Source organism: Roseobacter sp. FCG-D35 (assembly GCF_033436665.1).
Lineage (GTDB): Bacteria > Pseudomonadota > Alphaproteobacteria > Rhodobacterales > Rhodobacteraceae > JAWQFO01.
The window spans coordinates 266,333-284,444 of record NZ_JAWQFO010000005.1; the positions used below are offsets into that span (position 1 = coordinate 266,333).

At 67.8% G+C, this 18,112-nt stretch carries 15 protein-coding genes; 6 read left to right on the forward strand and 9 right to left on the reverse strand.

Going from position 1 to position 18,112, the window contains the following annotated elements; all coding sequences use genetic code 11:
* The first annotated feature begins 124 nt into the window (after positions 1–124).
* On the forward strand, positions 125–649 hold the full coding sequence (locus R5H30_RS14040; protein WP_318329083.1) for a YHS domain-containing (seleno)protein: 525 nt from the start codon (positions 125–127) through the stop codon (positions 647–649).
* 87 nt (positions 650–736) lie between these two features.
* Positions 737–1,141: a rhodanese-like domain-containing protein gene (locus tag R5H30_RS14045; RefSeq protein WP_318329084.1), complete on the forward strand. Its 405-nt coding sequence runs from the start codon at positions 737–739 to the stop codon at positions 1,139–1,141.
* A 39-nt stretch (positions 1,142–1,180) separates the two neighbouring features.
* Here R5H30_RS14045 and mdoH read toward each other — a convergent pair whose 3' ends face one another.
* From mdoH to R5H30_RS14080, 7 genes are all read right to left on the reverse strand, one after another.
* Complete coding sequence (gene mdoH, locus R5H30_RS14050; RefSeq protein ID WP_318329085.1) at positions 1,181–3,073, reverse strand: glucans biosynthesis glucosyltransferase MdoH; 1,893 nt, start codon at positions 3,071–3,073, stop codon at positions 1,181–1,183.
* The gene (locus R5H30_RS14055) at positions 3,070–4,602 is read right to left on the reverse strand and encodes an OpgD/OpgG family glucan biosynthesis protein (protein ID WP_318329086.1); all 1,533 of its coding nucleotides are present in this window, start codon (positions 4,600–4,602) and stop codon (positions 3,070–3,072) included. The genes mdoH and R5H30_RS14055 overlap by 4 nt, the downstream gene beginning before the upstream one ends.
* Positions 4,599–5,819 carry an OpgC family protein gene (locus tag R5H30_RS14060; protein WP_412105141.1) on the reverse strand — a complete coding sequence of 407 codons (1,221 nt, stop codon included), beginning with the start codon at positions 5,817–5,819 and terminating at the stop codon, positions 4,599–4,601. The genes R5H30_RS14055 and R5H30_RS14060 overlap by 4 nt, the downstream gene beginning before the upstream one ends.
* Positions 5,820–5,866: 47 nt before the next feature.
* Positions 5,867–7,216 (reverse strand): tetratricopeptide repeat protein, encoded by a 1,350-nt coding sequence (locus tag R5H30_RS14065; protein ID WP_318329089.1) that lies wholly within the window; start codon positions 7,214–7,216, stop codon positions 5,867–5,869.
* Positions 7,217–7,387: 171 nt separating this feature from the next.
* Positions 7,388–8,596: a CaiB/BaiF CoA transferase family protein gene (locus tag R5H30_RS14070; RefSeq protein WP_318329091.1), complete on the reverse strand. Its 1,209-nt coding sequence runs from the start codon at positions 8,594–8,596 to the stop codon at positions 7,388–7,390.
* Positions 8,583–10,196 carry a thiamine pyrophosphate-binding protein gene (locus tag R5H30_RS14075; protein WP_318329092.1) on the reverse strand — a complete coding sequence of 538 codons (1,614 nt, stop codon included), beginning with the start codon at positions 10,194–10,196 and terminating at the stop codon, positions 8,583–8,585. The genes R5H30_RS14070 and R5H30_RS14075 overlap by 14 nt, the downstream gene beginning before the upstream one ends.
* 98 nt (positions 10,197–10,294) lie before the next feature.
* Entirely contained in the window at positions 10,295–10,876 is a 582-nt protein-coding gene (locus tag R5H30_RS14080) for a GcrA family cell cycle regulator (protein ID WP_318329093.1), read from the reverse strand.
* Between the two features lie 402 nt (positions 10,877–11,278).
* Between R5H30_RS14080 and R5H30_RS14085 the strand changes: the two genes are divergently transcribed.
* Positions 11,279–12,454 (forward strand): aspartate aminotransferase family protein, encoded by a 1,176-nt coding sequence (locus R5H30_RS14085; RefSeq protein ID WP_318329094.1) that lies wholly within the window; start codon positions 11,279–11,281, stop codon positions 12,452–12,454.
* Between the two features lie 53 nt (positions 12,455–12,507).
* Positions 12,508–13,434, forward strand: coding sequence for an ornithine carbamoyltransferase (gene argF, locus R5H30_RS14090; RefSeq protein WP_318329095.1), 927 nt, complete (start codon positions 12,508–12,510; stop codon positions 13,432–13,434).
* A gap of 10 nt (positions 13,435–13,444) precedes the next feature.
* Here the strand turns inward: argF and R5H30_RS14095 are convergent, their stop codons facing one another.
* Together R5H30_RS14095 and hrpB are read right to left on the reverse strand one after the other, a co-directional pair.
* The gene (locus R5H30_RS14095) at positions 13,445–13,924 is read right to left on the reverse strand and encodes an NUDIX hydrolase (protein WP_318329096.1); all 480 of its coding nucleotides are present in this window, start codon (positions 13,922–13,924) and stop codon (positions 13,445–13,447) included.
* A gap of 101 nt (positions 13,925–14,025) precedes the next feature.
* On the reverse strand, positions 14,026–16,461 hold the full coding sequence (hrpB, locus tag R5H30_RS14100; RefSeq protein WP_318329097.1) for an ATP-dependent helicase HrpB: 2,436 nt from the start codon (positions 16,459–16,461) through the stop codon (positions 14,026–14,028).
* A gap of 91 nt (positions 16,462–16,552) precedes the next feature.
* On the opposite strand from hrpB, the gene meaB reads away from it, so the two are divergent.
* Complete coding sequence (gene meaB, locus R5H30_RS14105; protein WP_318329139.1) at positions 16,553–17,539, forward strand: methylmalonyl Co-A mutase-associated GTPase MeaB; 987 nt, start codon at positions 16,553–16,555, stop codon at positions 17,537–17,539.
* Between the two features lie 142 nt (positions 17,540–17,681).
* Positions 17,682–17,981, forward strand: coding sequence for a 50S ribosomal protein L28 (gene rpmB / locus R5H30_RS14110; protein WP_318329098.1), 300 nt, complete (start codon positions 17,682–17,684; stop codon positions 17,979–17,981).
* Positions 17,982–18,112: the final 131 nt, after the last annotated feature.

Here is an 18,112-nt window from a genome sequence, read left to right on the forward strand (position 1 = left end):
CACGAACGCATCACGGGCGGTGCGCGCAGGCTCACAACCGCGCGAGAGGTGGGCAAGACTGCTGCGCGACGCTCTGTGCTGTGCCTAGATGAAGCGGACCAGAAACCGAACATCGGAGTTCGCCATGAACCGCTTTCCCCTTCTCATCGCTGCATCCGCGACGGCCCTGACTCTGGCCGCCTCGGCGATCGCGGGTCCGCAATATCTCGACGATACGGGTTATGCCGTGTCGGGCTACGACGTGGTGGCCTACTTCGATCTCGAGCAGAATTCGGTGGGCGAGGCCCAGCCGCAGGCGGTCCCGGGCGACAAGGACATCGTGTCGGAATACAACGGCGCCACCTTCGCCTTCTCGACACCCGAGAACAAGGCGCGCTTCGACGCCGACCCCGAGGCCTTCGTGCCGCAGTATGACGGCCATTGCGCCTATGGCGTCTCGAAAGGCGGCAAGGTGCCGGGCAACCCGAACCTTTGGCGCATCGTCGACGGCAAGCTCTATCTCAACATCACCGAGAACGTGGTCGGTTTCTGGGAAGAGGATATCCCGGGCAACATCAACCTCGCCGAAGGCAACTGGCCCGGCATCGAGGGGGAAGGCGCCTCGAAGAATCCGATCCCGCAATTCTCCAGCAGCGCCCCGGCGGACTGAGCCCTGACGGGCCCGCGACCCGCGACAAGGCCACGTCCCGCCGCCCGAGCCGGGCGGCGGGCTGTCCTGTTGGGCGGGGCCGCGGCGGTGACCGTCGCAGGCCTTGGCGCCCTGCAATGGTTCAATGTGTTTGCCGATCCGGAAGGTGGGCTGTCGGTGACAGAGGCCCATGCGGCGGCGACCGCAGGCACCCTGCTGCTGGTCGACATCCGGCGTCCGGACGAGTGGAGGGCGACCGGCATTGGCGCCGGGGCCGTCCCGCTCGACATGCGCCGCGACGACTTCACCCAAGCTCTGGAAGAGCTGGCCGATGGCGACACGTCGCGCGAGATTGCCCTGATCTGTGCGCGCGGCGTCCGCTCCAGGCGCCTGACCGCCCGCCTGCGCGCTGCGGGCTTTGACAACGTGCGCGATGTGCCGGAAGGCATGCTGGGCTCGGGTGCCGGCCCGGGCTGGCTGCGCAGCGGTCTTCCGGTGCACGATCAAGGCTGACAGACGGGCGGGTACTCCCGTCCGCAAATCCCGTATCACTTACTCCGCGGCGACGCGCAGCAAGGTGTCGATCCGCCTGCGTTCGTCGCGCGCCCGCGACACCACCGCCGGTTCCCGGATCGTGCAGGGGCTGTTCATGCGCAGGCTTGCAGGCAGTGCCTGCGCCACGGGCAACGCGCTCAGCGCCGAAAGCGGCACGGCAAGGCAGAGGCTGAGCGCGATCGGAATGAGCCAGAGCGACACCAGCCCCGAGAGCAGGCCCGCCAGCAGAACGGCGCCCAGCACCGTCTCGACCCAGTGAAAGCGCAGCAGCGTGGCGAGGGGATAGGCCTCGGCGTGCCGCGCCTGGGCATTCCAGCCGGACTGTGTCCCAAGTGCTGCGCGCAAGACCGCGCGGGTCTGCTGGATCATCAGGATCGGAGCGTAAAGCACCGACAGCAATACCTCGAACGAGACCGCGACGAGGAAGGGCGCACGCCCGCCGAACACCCGCGTCGCCTTCGGGTGTGCCGCGATGATGCCCGCGGCGACCAGCTTGGGTGTCAGGAGCATCGCGTACATGATCACGAGGAAGACCGCCGAGTCGATGTGGCTCATCTCGGGCGGCCAGTCGGGAAACAGCGGGTTGGCCTCGTTGAAGTAGCGGATCACGTTGGTCTCTGCGCTCTTGCCAAGCAGGCTCCAGATCACCAGCAGAATGAACCACGCCGGGGACAGCAGGTAGGAGACCGCGCCGTGGAAGAGGTGAAAGCGCGAGACCGGATGCAGACCCGCGGTGCCAAGCAGGCGCAGGTGCTGCAGGTTGCCCCGGCACCAGCGCTGGTCGCGCAGGACGTAATCGATCAGCGTTCCGGGTGTTTCCTCGTAGCTGCCCGACACGCGTGGCAGGAAGCGCACGCGCCAGCCGGCGCGGCGCAGCAACCCCGCCTCGACGAAATCGTGGCTGAGGATCAAGTCCTCGCGCCCGTGCGGCCCGCGCAGGTGCGGCAACCCGGCGGATTCGGCAAAGGCGCGGATCCGGATGATCGCGTTGTGGCCCCAGTAGTTGCCTTCGCTGCGTGACCAGAAGGCCAGGCCCTCGGCCAGCAGCCAGCCGTAGGCGACGTTGGAGAACTGCTGCATCCGGGCGAACAGCGTGTCCGCCCCGATCAGCATCGGGAAGCTCTGGATCAGGCCGGCATCGTCATCCCGGCTCATCTCGTTCGCGAGGCGTTCGATGCAGCGGCCGGTCATCAGGCTGTCGGCGTCGAGCACCAGCATCGCCTCATGCCGCGCGCCCCAGCCGGTGATCCAGTCGAGCAGGTTGCCGACCTTCTTGTCGGCATTGTCGGCCCGGCGCCGATAATGCACGTCCATATCCGCCGGGGCGCCGGCCCGCAGCTCGGCGAAGGCCCGTTGCTCCTGTTCCGCGATCTGTTCGTCGCGGGTGTCGGACAGAACGTAAAGCGTGTAGCGATGAACCCCGGCGCGACGGGCGAGGTCTTTCAGCATCGCCGAGGCGTTGCCGAACACGTCCGACGGCACCTCGTTGTAGATCGGCACCAGCAGCGCCACGTCGAGAGGTGCAACGTCGGCATTGCCCTGCGTCCGATCGTTCTCACGTGCGAGCAGACCGGCGACGGCGACGCCGACGGTGCTGACCGAGAGCGTGACCCAGACGAAGGTCATCCCGATCATCGACAGAAGCGCCCATTCGAGCCCCGTCATGCCTGCGTCCGAGAGCCAGCCGTAGAGGCCGTAGATCAACAGGGACGTGCCCAAGAGCGCCGGTCCGAAGACCGCGACCCGTGCCGCGCGCGACCGGCGCTGCGGTCCCGCGTCGGGACGGCTGGCCGCAGGTTTGCTGCCGAGATCCTGCGCGCGCATCTCCAGCGGGGCGCGCGGCGGCATCATCGTCATCGTCGTTTCAGGGTCTCGAAGGACCTTTGTCATGATTTCGTCCACCTGTAGAGCCAGACCTCGCTAAGGGCCGCTCCGTCGAGACGCAGCTGTGCACGGAACTCGATCAGATCTTCCTCGCCGGGGTCGAAGGTGAACGTGATCCGAGGTCCATTGGTTTCCGGGTTTCTTTGCACCGCCTGATGCGTGAGCGATTCCTTGCTCGCGCGGAGCGAGAGCTCGATCCGTGACAGGTCCTCGGGAACCAGCGCCGAGGTCTCGAAGTCGATCGCGGCGACGATTCCGCCGCCGAAATGTCCGCCGATTGCAGTGTGCACAGCCCGAAGCGGCTGGTCGCCGGTCGGGGAGGGCGCATCGCCCCAATCGAGCGTGTAGCGCAGGCTCAACTCTCCGCCCGCCGGGACCGGCTCGGCCGGACGCCAGAAGCACACGATGTTGTCGTAGATTTCCTTGTCGGCCGGAATCTCGACCAGCACCACCGCCCCCGGTCCCCAATCGCCCTGCGGCGTGATCCAGGCCGACGGACGCTTGTGATAGAGCGCCTCGAGATCGTTGTAGTTGCTGAACTTGCGCGGTCGCTGCATCAGGCCGAAGCCGCGCGGGTTGTTGTCGACGAAGGCGCTGAACTGCAGGGTGAGCGGATTTGCCAGTTGCCGCCAGAGCACCTCGCCAAAACCGGTGTGAATGAGCAACCCGTCGCTGTCGTGCACCGCAGGGCGGAAGTCGGAGAAGCGACCCCGCATCGTCTCGTCGAAGAGGAACATCGAAGTCAGCGGCGCGATCCCGATCCGCGAAAGCTCGGTGCGCGCAAAGATCGTCGCCGAGATGCCCATGCGCAGCGTGTCGCCGGGCGTGATGTCGAAGCGGTAGGCCCCGGTACAGCTGGGGCTGTCGAGCAGCGCGTGCAAGACGACCGAGGTCGCCTCCGGCTCCGGGCGCTCGATCCAGAAGGCCACGAAGTCCGGGAACTCTTCGCCATCGGCCTCGCCGGTGTCGAGTGCGAGACCGCGCGCGCTGAGGCCGTAGATCTCGCCGGTGCCGATCCCCCGAAAGTAACTCGCCCCCTGGAACACCGCGTATTCCTGAAACACGCCGGGTTTCTCCAGCTCGGCGCGCAGGCGAAGCCCGGAGTAGCCCAGCGTCCCGTCGATCTCGACCTCGGGGAACTGGTCGGTCCGGTCGAAGACGCCAAGGTCGAACTTCACCTCATGGGCGATGCCACCCTCGACCGAGTAGAGGGCCACGGCCTGCGGAAAGTAGAGGCCCGGCGGAAACACATCGACCCGCTGCGGCGTGTCGGTGTTTTCCCAAAGGGCGTTGCGGCTGTCGAACCAGATGCTGCGATACTGGTCGTAGTTCAGCGACACCCAGCTCTCCGGGATTTGCGGCCGCGGCTGGTACTCTTCGGCCGCCATCGCCCGGGCGCGCTCGACCACGCTTTGCGGATCGAAGGGCTCGGAAGCGCCAAGTTGCAGGCCGGGTTCGCCGGCCTCCTGTGCGCGGGCACTCAACGGCGAGAGCGCGAGGGCGGCAAGGGTGGACAGGAACTCTCGGCGTATCATGTCGTCTCCGTCTTGCGGCGCCAGGGTTGCAGCTTGAACCAGCCGACGCCGTAGGCGACGACGATCAGAACGGCGAACCCGGTCACGAGAACAAGCACCTGGTTGAAGGCCGATTTAGACCCGAGCACGTCGAGTGCGAGCCCGAGGATGCGGGCGATGAACATCGAGGTGATGAAGACGGCAAGCGACTGCTGGCCGACTTTCATGATCCAGGCCAGGACCGTGCGCCAGACCTGCGCCAGGGCCCCGTCCCCCTCGGGCGGCAGGATGCGCCGGCCTGCCTCTCCGACGGCCATCCAGCAGACGTAGGCCAGCGCAAGGAAGTGGATGTAGCGCAGGATGCCGAAATCCGTCTTGGCGATCAGCACCCTGTTGGCCTCGCGCCAGGCGCGGATCTCGGGCACGTCGCCGATGATCCGGTAGTAGGCGAGCGGCACGATGGCGAGCACGATGACAACGGCCAGGGCGAAGAGCCGCCGGTCGCGCGGCGGTGCGGGAAGCCAGCCGGCCATGAAGGCGAAGCCCGTGAAAAAGACCAATTGCCAGCCGAAGGGGTTGAAGAACCATTCGCGATCCGACCAGGGCTCGGCCGGCATGGCCAGCAGGTCGATCTGGGCGCCGAACCAGACCAGCCCGACAAGAGCCAATGCCAAAAGCGGGTGCGCCCGGTAGCAGGCGATCACGACGGGCATCATCGCGAGAACGACGAGGTACATCGGCAGGATGTCGAAGTAGTTGGGCACATAGGTCAGCGTCAGAAGCCCGACGAGGTTCGGCATCGTGTCCTTGAAAAAATGGTAGAGGTTCAGTTGCGCCACGTAGTCGCGGTCGGTCAGCTCGGCCGCGTTCATCAGCACCACGGCCCCGGCCACGGCCAGGAACAGACCGATATGCGCCCAGTAGACCTGCCAGCACCGGAACGCGACGCGCGCCGTGCCCATCCACCAACCGCGGTTGCGGAACACCGATCCGAAAGCGATGGCAGAGGCCATGCCGGAGCAGAAGACGAAGATCTCGGTGGCGTCCGAGAATCCGAAGCGGGCCGGGATCCACAGCGGGAACCAGCTTTGCGGCGTGTGGGCAACGAGGATGATGAACATCGCGATGCCGCGAAAGAAATCGAGGCGTGGATCGCGCACGCGGGCAACCGATTGTGCAGTGATACTGGTCGGTTGGGAGGTCGAAGTGGTCATGTCTGCGGACTCGGCAAGCGTCATGGCCGGTCTCTAGTCAATGCGGCGCGGGCTGTCATCGGTGAGCATCCCTACTGCGCGGGAATGCGCCTGAGTCCGTCAATGCGCGCAAAGCGGGTTGCCGTGAACCGGTCCTCGTGGCCGCCGCGGCGCCCGAGCCTGTCCTTCAGCACCTGTTCGGCCTTGTCGTGCTGACCGGCCCGCAGGCCGGCATCGATGGTGATCCTTTCGAACACGTCGCGCTGCGCATGGCTTCCGCCGATGCTCTGCATCGACGGGCGCGCCGCAAGAAGATCGGCGAAGGCCGCGCTGTAGCGGCCTTCGGCAAAGGCATTCAGACCGGCAAGCGCCGCCTGCCCGGGATCGGCGACGCGCCGGTTCATCTCTCCGGGCTTCGCGGCATCACGGGCGAAGCGCGCGGCCATGTCGCCCTGCGCATCGTCGCGTCCGGCGCCGGCCAGCGCCAGCATGTAGTGCAGGTCCGCGAAGACGAGACAGCCGTCGCCGGTGCGTTTTTCGGCAAGATCGGCAAGCTCTTCCCAGCGCCGACCGACCTCGGTCCCTTCGAGTTCGAGCCGCATGAGCAGCGAGGTGGCGTTGGCGATGTCGCGGTAGTCGTCGGTCTTGTCGCGGCGCACCTGGGAGTCATAAAGGCCGAGCGCCACGTCGCATTCGCCGCGGTCGAGATGCAGCAGCGCCTTGTGCCACCAGACGTGGTAGCGGAAGTTGTTGCAATGCGACCAGGCCGTCGCGTGATCTTCGATGAGCCGGATGCCGAGGCTCGGGCGGGCTGTCATGTCATATACGTGGGCAACCGCGTGCAGCCCCCAGGCATCGTCGGGCGCATGTACGAGCGCCTCGCGGCCCGTCGTCTCGGCCGCGGCGTACTCTCCGGCTTCTTCCAGCGCGAAAGCGTGGCACCCCAGCGCGTAGCCGCGGCAGGCGTGATCGGCGTCATGCGCGGGCAGCACCCGCTCGATTGAGCGGCGCATGCCATCCTTGTCGCCGAGAATGAAACGGATGGCGTGTGACACCTTGGCCGAAATCGTGTCGCCCGGGTCCCGGTCCAGTGTATCCTCGATGGATTGGATTGCGGCACCGGGTCGCCCGTCGAGCCAATGGTCGAGTGCCGCGATCCAGGCGCGCTCGCGCCGGTTCGCGCCGCGTGCCGCGGTGGCTTTGTGCGCGGCCGCCAGGGCCTCGCGAGCGACGGGGATCATCTCGGCGCGGCCCAGCATCAACGAGAAGAGCCCGCGCGCGGCGTGGGCCATTGCGAGCTGGGGATCGGCCTTCAGAAGTCTGCCGAGATGTTCCGGCGTCTCGGAGCCATGCGCAAGAAACGCCAGCACAAGTGCATTCCAGTGCCCGAGTGCCTCGGGCGAGGACACCGAGACCGGGCTGCGGCAGATATCGTGCATCATCCGGACGTGCCTCCCAACCAATCAACAAGTTCGGTTTAGCTCATATCTGCGGAGGACCTAGCGCGGCGTAGGCAGCAACACGCCAACGTGAAGCCGCGTGTCTTCAATGCCTAATTATTTCAGCGCCGTGGCGCTTTCATCAGCCGTTTGCGAAAGGCAGGCGCGCGCCGTTCAGCGCCCGTCGTTCTCCGACGCAGGCTCGGGGTGGAGAACCGCCTTGGTGTCCTGGCCGAAGCGCGGCGGCGGACGGCGGTAGGTGACGGGCGTGCGCGAAAGCTTGAGCGGGTTGCCCAGCAGGCGAACCGCGCCATCCCTCATGCCTGCGGCCGGAACTTCGATCACGGCACCACGCGCCCGCGCCTGGTCCGAGCCCAGCGCCTCGGCCACGTCGTGGATCGGCCCGACGGGCACCTTGACCGCTTCGAGCCGGGCAGTGACGTCCGCGCGGTCGAAGCGCAACAGACACGGGCGCAGATGCTCCATCAGCGCGTCGCGGTTCTCGATCCGTCCGAGGTTGGTGCGAAACCGCGTGTCCAAGGCGATTTCGGGCAGGCCCATCGCGTCGCAGAACCGTGCGAATTGCGCGTCGTTGCCGACTGCGACCAGAACGTGCCCGTCCGCGCAGGCGAAGGCGTCGTAGGGCACGATGTTGGGGTGCGCGTTGCCGCGGCGTTCCGGCACCTTGCCCGAGGTCAGGTAGTTCGTGCCCTCGTTGATCAGCCAGGCCATCTGCGCGTCGACGAGCGCAAGATCGATATGCTGGCCCTCGCCCGTCGCGTCGCGATGCCGCAGGGCGGCGAGGATGCCCACGGTGGCGTACATCCCGCACATCACGTCGGCAATGCCGACCCCGGTCTTCATCGGCGCGCCCTCGGGGTCCCCGGTCAGCGACATGATCCCGCCGTAGCCTTGCGCCATCAGGTCGTACCCCGGCTTGTCGCGGTTCGGTCCAGTCTGGCCGAAGCCGGAGATCGAGCAGTAGACGAGGCCCGGATACGCCGCGTGCAATGTCTCGTGGTCGAGCCCGTATTTCTTCAGCCCGCCGGGCTTGTAGTTCTCGATCACCACGTCGGCGCGCGCAGCAAGCCGGCGCACGGCCTCCTGACCCGCAGAGGTCGACAGGTCGACGGCCACCGAGTGCTTGTTGCGGTTGGCGGCCATGAAGTAGGCCGAGAGGTCCGTCACCTTGCCGTCGGCGTCGCGCGCGTAATTCGGACCCCAGCCCCGGGTGTCGTCCCCGCCGGTCGCCGGGTTCTCGATCTTGACTACCGTCGCACCAAGATCCCCCAGAAGCTGGGTCGCCGTCGGCCCGGCGAGGATCCGCGTGAGGTCGAGCACGAACAGCCCGTCAAGCGCGCCTGGCGTGTCAGATGCGGCCATCGTAAGCTCCCCGTTCGATCTGTGCGGCAATGACCGTGAACGTGTCCGAGGTCTGCGCCGCATTGAGCGCATCGCGCAACTCGGCGCGGCTGGTCACCGTGTGCCCTTCGCCGCCAAAGGCCCGGCCCATCGCCGCAAAATCGTGGCGATCGAAATCGACGCCGCGGTTGGGCATCTGGCGTCCGCGCTGTTTCAGTTCGATCAGCGCGAGCGAGGCGTCGACGAAGACAACGAAGATGCAGGCAAGACCCAGTTCGCGCGCCGTGGCGAGTTCTCCCGCGACCATGAGGAACCCGGCGTCGCCGGTGAAAGCGACCACCGGACGATCGGGCGAGGCAAGCTTGGCCCCAATCGCCAGCGGCAGGGCGCAGCCCATCGTGCAGAGCGCCGAGGACTGCATCAGCCCGCGCGGCTCTTGGCATCGCCACATCTGCGACAGAAGGATGCGGTGCGCGCCGCTGTCCACGGTGGCCAGCGTGTCTTTCGGCAGCGCGGTGCGGCAGGTGTCGATGATGGACGCCGGGCCCCAGTCCTCATCGGCGGGGAAGGCCTCGCCAAGGGCTTGCCTCAAGGTCTCAATGTCGCCGCCGGGCCATGTCTCGACCGGTGCGACGCCTTCGGAAAGGGCCGCGAGCGTCGGCGCGCAGGAGGCGATAATGTTGAGGCTGGACTGGTGCATGTAGTGGTGATTGGGTTCGGCGGTCACGTCGATGACACGCGTGGTGTCGGGCGACCAGGGATCGCGCCAGCCGGTGCGCATCTCGATCGGATCGTACCCGACGCAGAGGATCAGGTCGGCGGCTTCGAGAAACGGCAGCAGGTGCCGGTCTGCCTTGGGTGAGAGGCCTGCGCCGCCGAGGGCCAGCGGGTGATCCTCGGGCAGCAGGCCCTTGGCCTTGTAGGTCGTGATCACCGGCACGCCGTGGCGCTCGGCAAAGGCGCGCAGCGCGTCGCCCGCGCCTTCGTTGACGGCGTCGAGACCGGCGATCATCACCGGGCGCCGCGCTTCGCCCAGCCAGGCGCGCGCCGTGTCGAGATCCGCGCCAACCGGGGCCACGGAAACTGCGGGCCTTCGGTGGGGCGGGATCGCGTCGGGCACCTGCGCATCTGCCACGCTGATCGGCACGTCGATATGCACCGGACCGGACCGGCCTTCGGTGGCGATCGCCAGCGCCTTGTCGGCGATGACATGCGCGGCCCCCTCGACGAGCGCGAAGCTGGCCTTGGTGATCGGGCGGAACACGGCCTGCTGGTCAAGCACCTGGTGGGTGTAGGTCTGGACTTCATCGGGGTCGACCGCGCCCGCCAGCACGATCAGCGGCACCCGGTCCTGGTGCGCGTTGGCAACCGCATTCACTCCGTTCAGCGCGCCCGGCCCTACCGTCGCGACAAGGATGCCGGGCGCGCCGGTGCGGTGCCAGGCGCCTTCGGCCATAAAGGCCGCGGCGTTTTCGTGCTTGGCAAGATGGAAACGGATGCCCGCGCTTTCGAGCGCATCGACGAGGGTCAGAACCTCGCCGCCCGGCATCCCGAAGGCGTGGCGGCAGCCGGCGGCATGAAGGCGGCGGGCAAGCGCGTCGGCGGCGCGGATCGTCGGCATGGGCGTGGCCTCGCTTGGGGCGTCAGGGTCGCGGCAGAAAAACCACGCGCCTGCGCCGGAGGCAACTCATCTTCGCTTGTTTCGGTGTTACACCGCGGTCAGCGGCGGCGGTCGCGGCGCGACGACATCGGCTGGAAGGCGACGCCGACATGGGCCTCGCAATAGGGTTTGCCCTGCTGCACCGGCAGGCCGCAGAACCAGAAATCCTCGGTCGCGGGATCGCCGACCGGCCACTTGCAGGTCCGTTCGGTCAGTTCCATCAGTCCGAGCTTTTTCGCCTTTTTCTCGATCTCGTTCACCTTCGCCAGTGCTTCGGGGCTGATCTCGTTCGGAGAGGGCTGCGGCGGCAGCGGCTGGCCGGCCGGGATGATCGGCTTGCGCGCCGGCAGCGTCGGTTTCGGCGCGGGTTCGGCGCTGTCCTCTTCCTCAGGGGCCGGCTTGGGCGCTTCCTGCTTCGGCGCGGCCTTCGGCTTCGCCTCGCTCTTGGGGGCCGCCTTGGGCTTGGCGGCCGGCGCCGCGGCCCCGGTCGAGCCGACCCGGTTCGACAGGCCCAGGCGATGTACCTTGCCAATCACCGCGTTGCGGGTGACGCCGCCCAGTTCCTTGGCGATCTGACTTGCCGACTGGCCCTCGCTCCACATCTTCTTGAGCAGTTCCACACGTTCGTCAGTCCAGGACATCGGCGATTCCCCAATTCAAAAGCGGCCCGTCGCAGGGGCCGCTTCCACAATTTCAACGGTGCATCATTCTAGCCACCCGACGCGGAGTTACAAGCCGGATACGGCGCGCCATTGTCGTCCCGCAAGAAACGCGGCGTCACCGCGCGCCTCAATGCCGAGGATGCCGCCTGCGGGAAGCGCTTCCCTTGCGCGTTGTCATGCGCTAAAGCGATCTCATGAGCACGACGCACCCCTTTACGCTTCGACGACGCCCCGGCAACCGCGCCTAAGCGACCGCTCATCTTTTGCGCACGACCGCCGTGCGCTTCGCCCTTCCCGAGACCCTGAATTCTGTTGACCCGCCGGAAAGGCTCATGCACGTTCCGTGCTTCCACCGCCGGCCTGCATCGAAAGGACCGACCGATGATCCCTGCCTTGCTTCCCACCTATGCCCGGGCGCCGCTCAGCTTCGTCAAGGGCGAAGGCGCGTGGCTGATCGAGGCGGACGGGCGACGCTTTCTCGATCTCGGGGCCGGCATCGCGGTCAACGCGCTGGGCCACGCGCATCCGCCGCTGGTCAAGGCTCTGACGGACCAGGCGAATGCGCTCTGGCACACCTCGAACCTCTATCAGATTCCGCAGCAGCAGGCGCTGGCGGAGACGCTCATCGACCTGAGCTTCGCCGACACGGTGTTTTTCACCAACTCCGGCACCGAGGCCTGTGAACTCGCGGTCAAGATGGCGCGAAAGTACTTCTTCGAGAAAGGTCAGCCTGAGCGGACGGACATTCTCACCTTCTCGGGATCCTTCCACGGACGCTCTTCGGCGGGGATCGCCGCTGCCGGCTCGGAAAAGATGACCAAGGGGTTCGGGCCGCTGCTGCCGGGCTTCGTGCATCTCGATTTCGCCGACCACGACGCGCTGAACGCGGCGATCAACGACAGGGTCGCCGCGATCCTCATCGAACCGGTGCAAGGCGAGGGCGGCATCCGGCCGGTTCCGGACCAGTGCCTGAAAGGGTTGCGCGACCTCTGCGACGAGCATGGCATCCTGCTGATCTTCGACGAGGTGCAATGCGGCGTGGCGCGGACCGGCAAGCTCTTCGCACATGAATGGGCGGGCGTGTCGCCGGACATCATGATGGTCGCCAAGGGCATCGGTGGCGGCTTTCCCATCGGCGCGGTTCTGGCCACCGAAGAGGCGGCCTCGGGCATGGTGCTCGGCACGCACGGCTCGACCTACGGCGGCAACCCGCTGGGCTGCGCGGTAGGCCGCGCGGTTCTGGACGAGGTGGCCGATCCGGCGTTTCTCGACGCGGTCAATCGCAAGGCGGGGATGTTCCGGCAGAAGCTCGAAGGGCTGATTGCCGAACACCCCGAGGTCTTCGAGAGCGTCCGCGGATCGGGCCTGATGTTGGGCATCAAGTGCAAGGCGGCGAACACCGACATCGTCAGCGCCGGTTACGACGCGCTGGTGCTGACGGTGCCCGCCGCCGACAACGTGATCCGCCTGCTGCCGCCGCTCAACATCAGCGAGGACGAGATCGCCGAGGCGATCTCGCGGCTCGACGCTGCGGCGACTGCCGTGAAGGCCGCCTGACACCATCGCGCCCGGCGCGCCGGGTCCCTGCACGATCGAAAAGACGAAGCGACATGAACCATTTTCTCGACATCCACCTCACCGCGCCGCAGGACCTGCGGCAGATCATCGACAGCGCCGCGACCATGAAAGAGGCGCGCAAGGGCCGCACGCGTGGCGCGCCGGACGATGACCTGCCGCTCGAGGGGCGCATGGTCGCGCTGATCTTCGAGAAACCCTCGACGCGAACCCGCGTGTCGTTCGACGTGGGCGTGCGCCAGATGGGCGGCGAGACGATGGTGCTGTCCGGTCAGGACATGCAGCTCGGCCACGGCGAGACCATCGCCGACACAGCTCGGGTGATGAGCCGTTATGTCGATCTCATCATGATCCGGACCTTCGACGAGGCGGTGCTGACCGAGATGGCCGAGTTCGCGACGGTGCCGGTGATCAACGGGCTGACCGACCGGACCCACCCCTGCCAGATCATGGCCGACGTGCTGACCTACGAAGAGCATCGCGGGCCGATCAAGGGCAAGAAGGTGGTATGGTCGGGCGACGGCAACAACGTCTGCGCCTCGTTCCTGCATGCCGCCGGGCAGTTCGGGTTCGACCTGACCTTCGCCGGCCCCGCGACGCTCGACCCCGAGAAGGAGTGGGTCGAGTTCGCGCGCGGCAAGGGCTCGACGATCGAAATCGAGCGCGATCCGCAGAAGGCGGTCGCGGGAGCGGACCTCGTGGTGACCGACACCTGGGTTTCGATGCACGATGCGCAGTCCGCGCGGGAAAGGCGTCACAACCAGCTGCGCCCCTACCGCGTCGATGCCGAGCTGATGTCGCATGCCAAGCCCGATGCGCTGTTCATGCACTGCCTGCCGGCGCACCGCGACGACGAGGTGACGAGCGAGGTGATGGACGGTCCGAACTCGGTCATCTTCGACGAGGCCGAGAACCGGCTGCATGCGCAGAAGGCGATCATGCGCTACTGCCTGGGGGTCTGAGCGCCCGCGGTCACAGCCGTCCGATCATCCGTTTCAGCACAGGGCCGGGAACGCGCTGTGCCGCGGCATCGATCGTGAACCAGCGGCGTTCGCGGTCAGCGGCCTCGGGCCAGTCGGGTGCCAGTTCGCATACATCGACGAGGTAGAGGCTGGCCCGCACCGGCGCATTCGCCGCGCCGGGACGCTGAGGCGCGTCGGACAGGATGCCCAACGGCAGGTTGCGCACGTGGCCGTGGAGTACGCCGGCGGCCTGCCAAGCGAGGTAAAGAGCGCACAACCCTTCGGATCGCGCCGGGTCGGCCGGACCGCGCGGCACGTCCCAGTGCCCCCCGTCGCGGCTGGTGACCAGCAGCACGCGCGGCCCGGCCCGGTCGGAGCGGTGGCAGAGTGCCGCGATCCCGGTCGCGGCGCGCTCGGGCGTGACGCGCCGCCAGAGGCCCAGAAGCGAGGCGCCGAGAGCGTCGCGCGCCCGTATCGCGTGATCCTGCATGGCTGCCTGTCCTCGATCTGCCGCATTTTTTCGCGGCAAGACATCCCGCGGCCAGTCAAGCAGATTGTGGTGAAGGCGCGGTTAAGACCCGGTGGACCGGGTCAGCCGCGTGGTTTGGCCCTCAGGGTCGGATCGGCGACAGTCGGATCCTCGGGCCACGGGTGCTTGGGGTAGCGTCCGCGCATGTCCTTGCGCACGTCGGCATAGGACGACGCCCAGAAGCCGGGCAAGTCTTCGGTCACCTGCACCGGGCGCTGGGCCGGGGACAGCAGGGTGATGCGCAAGGGGCGTCCTGCGACTTGCGGGTGCCGGGTCACCCCGAACATCTCCTGCAGGCGCAGCGCGATGCCGGGAGACTGATCGGCATAGTCGATGGGAACCCTACGTCCCAGCGGCGTCTCGAAATGCGAGGGCGCGGCCCGGTCGAGCGCCTGCTGCTGGTCCCAGTCGAGCCGCGCCCGCAGCGCGTCGAGCGGATCGAACGCCTTCCAGTCGGCCGCACTGATGACGCCCGTGAGATAGGGCAGAAGCCAATCCTCGAGCGTTGCCAGAAGGTGCGCGTCGTCGAAGTCCGGGAACTCGGGGTCCGCGGTGCGCATCAGTTTCGCCCGTTCGGCAAGTCGTCGGGCGGCTGGTGTCAGGCGCAGACCGAGTTGGCGCACCCCGTCGAGCATCGCGCGGGCGACGGCGTCGGGCGGCGCGTCGGGCCAACTTCGGTCCTGGAGCACCAGCGCCCCAAACCTCTCTTGCCGGCGCGCCACCACGCGCTGCTCGCGTCGCGACCATGCGCATACCTCGTGCCAGGCGGTCCGGTCTGCGAAAGTGTCGCGCAGCTCGGGCTCGCTCAGCCGTGCCGCCTGCCGGATGCGCGCCTCTCGGGGGTTGCCGTCAAGATCGGTGGCGACCAGAAACGCCTCTTGCGCCATCGCGTCGCCCTCGGGCAGCACAGCGCCTTTTCCGCCCGAAAGGACGTACCGTGGCGCATCGCCCGCACGCCGCATTCCGACCCGGTCGGGATAGGCGAGTGCTGCCATCACGCCCAAGGGGCGCCGTGGCCCCTTGGCCTGCCGGGCCAGCCGCTTTGTCTCGTCCCGGACCCGGTGCAGCGTCGCCTCGTGCGGCTCGTGCCCGTGCGCGCGTCGGAAACGCGCCGGATCGCGCAGGGCCTCGACGCGCAGGGACAGATCAGCAGAGACTCCGCGCAGCGGGTCACGCTCGCTGAGCAGTGCGGCCACCATCGGGGCATCGGCTCCGCCGCGCGTCAGCATGTGGCCCAGTCGCGGATGCAGCGGCAGGGCCGAGAGGTCGCGGCCATGCGCCGTCACGCGCCCTCCAGAGTCGAGCGCGCCGAGCATCTCCAGCACCGCGCGCGCCTCGGCCAGCCGGCCTGCGTGCGGCGGGGTCAGGAACGACAGGTCGTCAGCCTCGGCGCCCCAGACCGCGAGTTCGAGCGCGAAACCTGTGAGATCGGCCACCTCGATCTCGGCGGGGGGATAGGCAGGCAGCGCACCGTCCTGCCCGCGGGTCCAGAGACGGTAGCAGACGCCGGGTTCGAGCCGGCCCGCGCGTCCCGCGCGCTGGGTCGCCTCGGCGCGGCTGACGACGGTGGTGATCAGCCGCGACATGCCCGAGGCCGGGTCGAACTCGGCGCGTCTTGCGCGCCCGGCATCGACGACGATGCGGACCCCTTCGATGGTCAGCGAGGTTTCGGCAATGGCGGTCGCCAGCACCACTTTGCGCCCGGATCTGGGGGGCGCGATGGCCGTGCGCTGTGCCTTGAAATCCATAGCGCCGTAAAGCGGGTGCAGGCTGCACCCGGCAGGAAGATCGCCACGCAGCAGCGCCTCGGTGCGCCGGATCTCGGCCTCGCCGGGCAGAAAGACCAGAGCGCTGCCCGATGTTTCGGCAAGCGCCGTGCGCACGCGATCGGCGGTGGCCGTCTCGATCCGCGTGTCCTTGGGCAGCGGCTTCGGAAGCCAGATCATCTCGACCGGGTGGCTTTGGCCCTCGGACGTGACGATCGGCGCGTCCATCAACGCCGCAACCGGCGCGGCGTCGAGGGTGGCGGACATTGCCATGAGGATCAGGTCGTTGCGCAGCGCCCCGGCGACCTCGAGGCAGAGCGCGAGGCCGAGATCGGCGTTCAGCGAGCGTTCGTGGAACTCGTCGAAGATCACTGCGCCGACGCCGGGCAAATCGGGCCTGTCCTGCAGCATCCGCGTCAGGATGCCTTCGGTCACGACCTCGATGCGCGTAGTCTTCCCGGTCTTCGACTGTCCGCGGATCCGGTAGCCCACCGTCTCGCCCGGTCGCTCGCCCAGCGTCTGCGCCATGCGCTCGGCCGCGGCGCGCGCGGCTAGACGGCGCGGCTCGAGCATCAGGATGCGCCCTTGCGTCAGGCCCGCGTCCAGCAGCGCAAGCGGCACGCGCGTGGTCTTGCCCGCGCCCGGTGGAGCCTGCAGGACGGCGCGGCCCCGGTCGTGCAGCGCGGCGATCAGGTCGGTCAGAACAGCGTCGATGGGCAGGGCGGGGGACATGCCTTTCCTTAGCCATTCGCCCGCGCCGCGCCAAGCACTGGACTTTTGCCGGGGCCTGCCGGACAACCAAGCGATGCTGAAGGACCAACGCATGGACATCGAGGATCTCGCGCAGCGCGTGGCAAAGGGCGAGCGGCGGGCGCTGGCGCGGGCGATCACGCTGGTCGAAAGCGCGCGCGCCGACCACCGCGAACAGGCTGCGGCCCTGCTCGACGCGCTGCCCAAGGACCGGCAGGCGCTGCGCATCGGGCTGTCCGGCACGCCCGGCGTCGGCAAGTCGACCTTCATCGAGAGCTTCGGGATGATGCTGACCGGCGCGGGCAAGCGCGTGGCCGTGCTTGCCGTCGATCCGTCCTCGTCGCGCTCGGGCGGCTCGATCCTCGGCGACAAGACCCGGATGGACCGGCTGTCGCGCGACCCGGGCGCCTTCATAAGGCCATCGCCGAGCCAGTCGCACCTGGGCGGCGTCGGGCGCCGCTCGCGCGAGGCGGTGGCGCTGTGCGAAGCGGCGGGTTTTGACCTGATCCTGATCGAAACCGTAGGCGTCGGCCAGTCCGAGACCGTCGTGTCGGAGATGGCGGACATCTTCGTGCTGCTGCTGGCGCCCGCCGGCGGCGACGAGTTGCAGGGGGTCAAGCGCGGAATCATGGAGATCGCGGACCTGATCGTGGTCAACAAGGCCGACGGTGACCTGCGCGCAGCGGCGAAACGAACCTGCGCGGATTACGCAGGCGCCCTGCGACTGCTGCGCAAACGACCGCAGGATCCCGAAGGGTTCCCGAAGGCCATGACGGTTTCGGCGCTCGAGGACGATGGCCTGCGCGAGGTCTGGGACACCATCGGTACGCTTGTCGACTGGCGTCGCGAGAATGGGCACTGGGACAAGACGCGGACCGGCCAGGCGCGATTCTGGTTCGAACAGGAGGTTCGCCGGTCGCTTCTGGCCGTGCTCGAGACAGCCCGGGCCCGGGAGCTCCTGGCCGAGTACGGCGGCCGCGTCGCGGCGGGTGACTGCGTGGCCGCGGCGGCGGCGCAGGCCTTTCTGGAGCGACTGGACAAGGATGCCGCGTCAAACTGACGACAAGGGCGCCGGGGCGGGTTGACCGTGGGGGCGATTTCCACTAAAGCCAGCGAACGAAATTCCGGGGCGCTGCCGGACGGCCGCCCCTTTTGTCGTTTTCCGGACCGCCGGGAGCGATCGTTGAAAAGAGGAAAAGATCATGTCGCGCGTTTGCGAATTGACCGGTAAAGGCCCGATGACTGGCAATAACGTCAGCCATGCCAACAACAAGACCCGTCGCCGGTTCCTGCCGAACCTGAACGACGTTTCGCTGCAGTCCGAAGCGCTGGGCCGCGCGTTCAAGTTCCGTATTTCGGCATCGGCGCTGCGTTCGGTCGACCACCGCGGCGGGCTGGACAAGTTCCTGGCCAAGGCCAAGGACAGCGACCTGTCGCCGGCGGCACTGAAGGTCAAGAAGGCCATCGCCAAGTCGGGCAGCGAGGCAGACGCGCTCAGCTGAGCCGCCGGCCTTTGCGGAGACGTTTGAAACCCCGTCCGGTCCCCGGGCGGGGTGTGTCGTTTTGGCGCGATGCATGTCCGCGGGCCCGAGGCTAGGACGGGCGGCGCAGCGGCCCGGGGCCGCGAACTGAG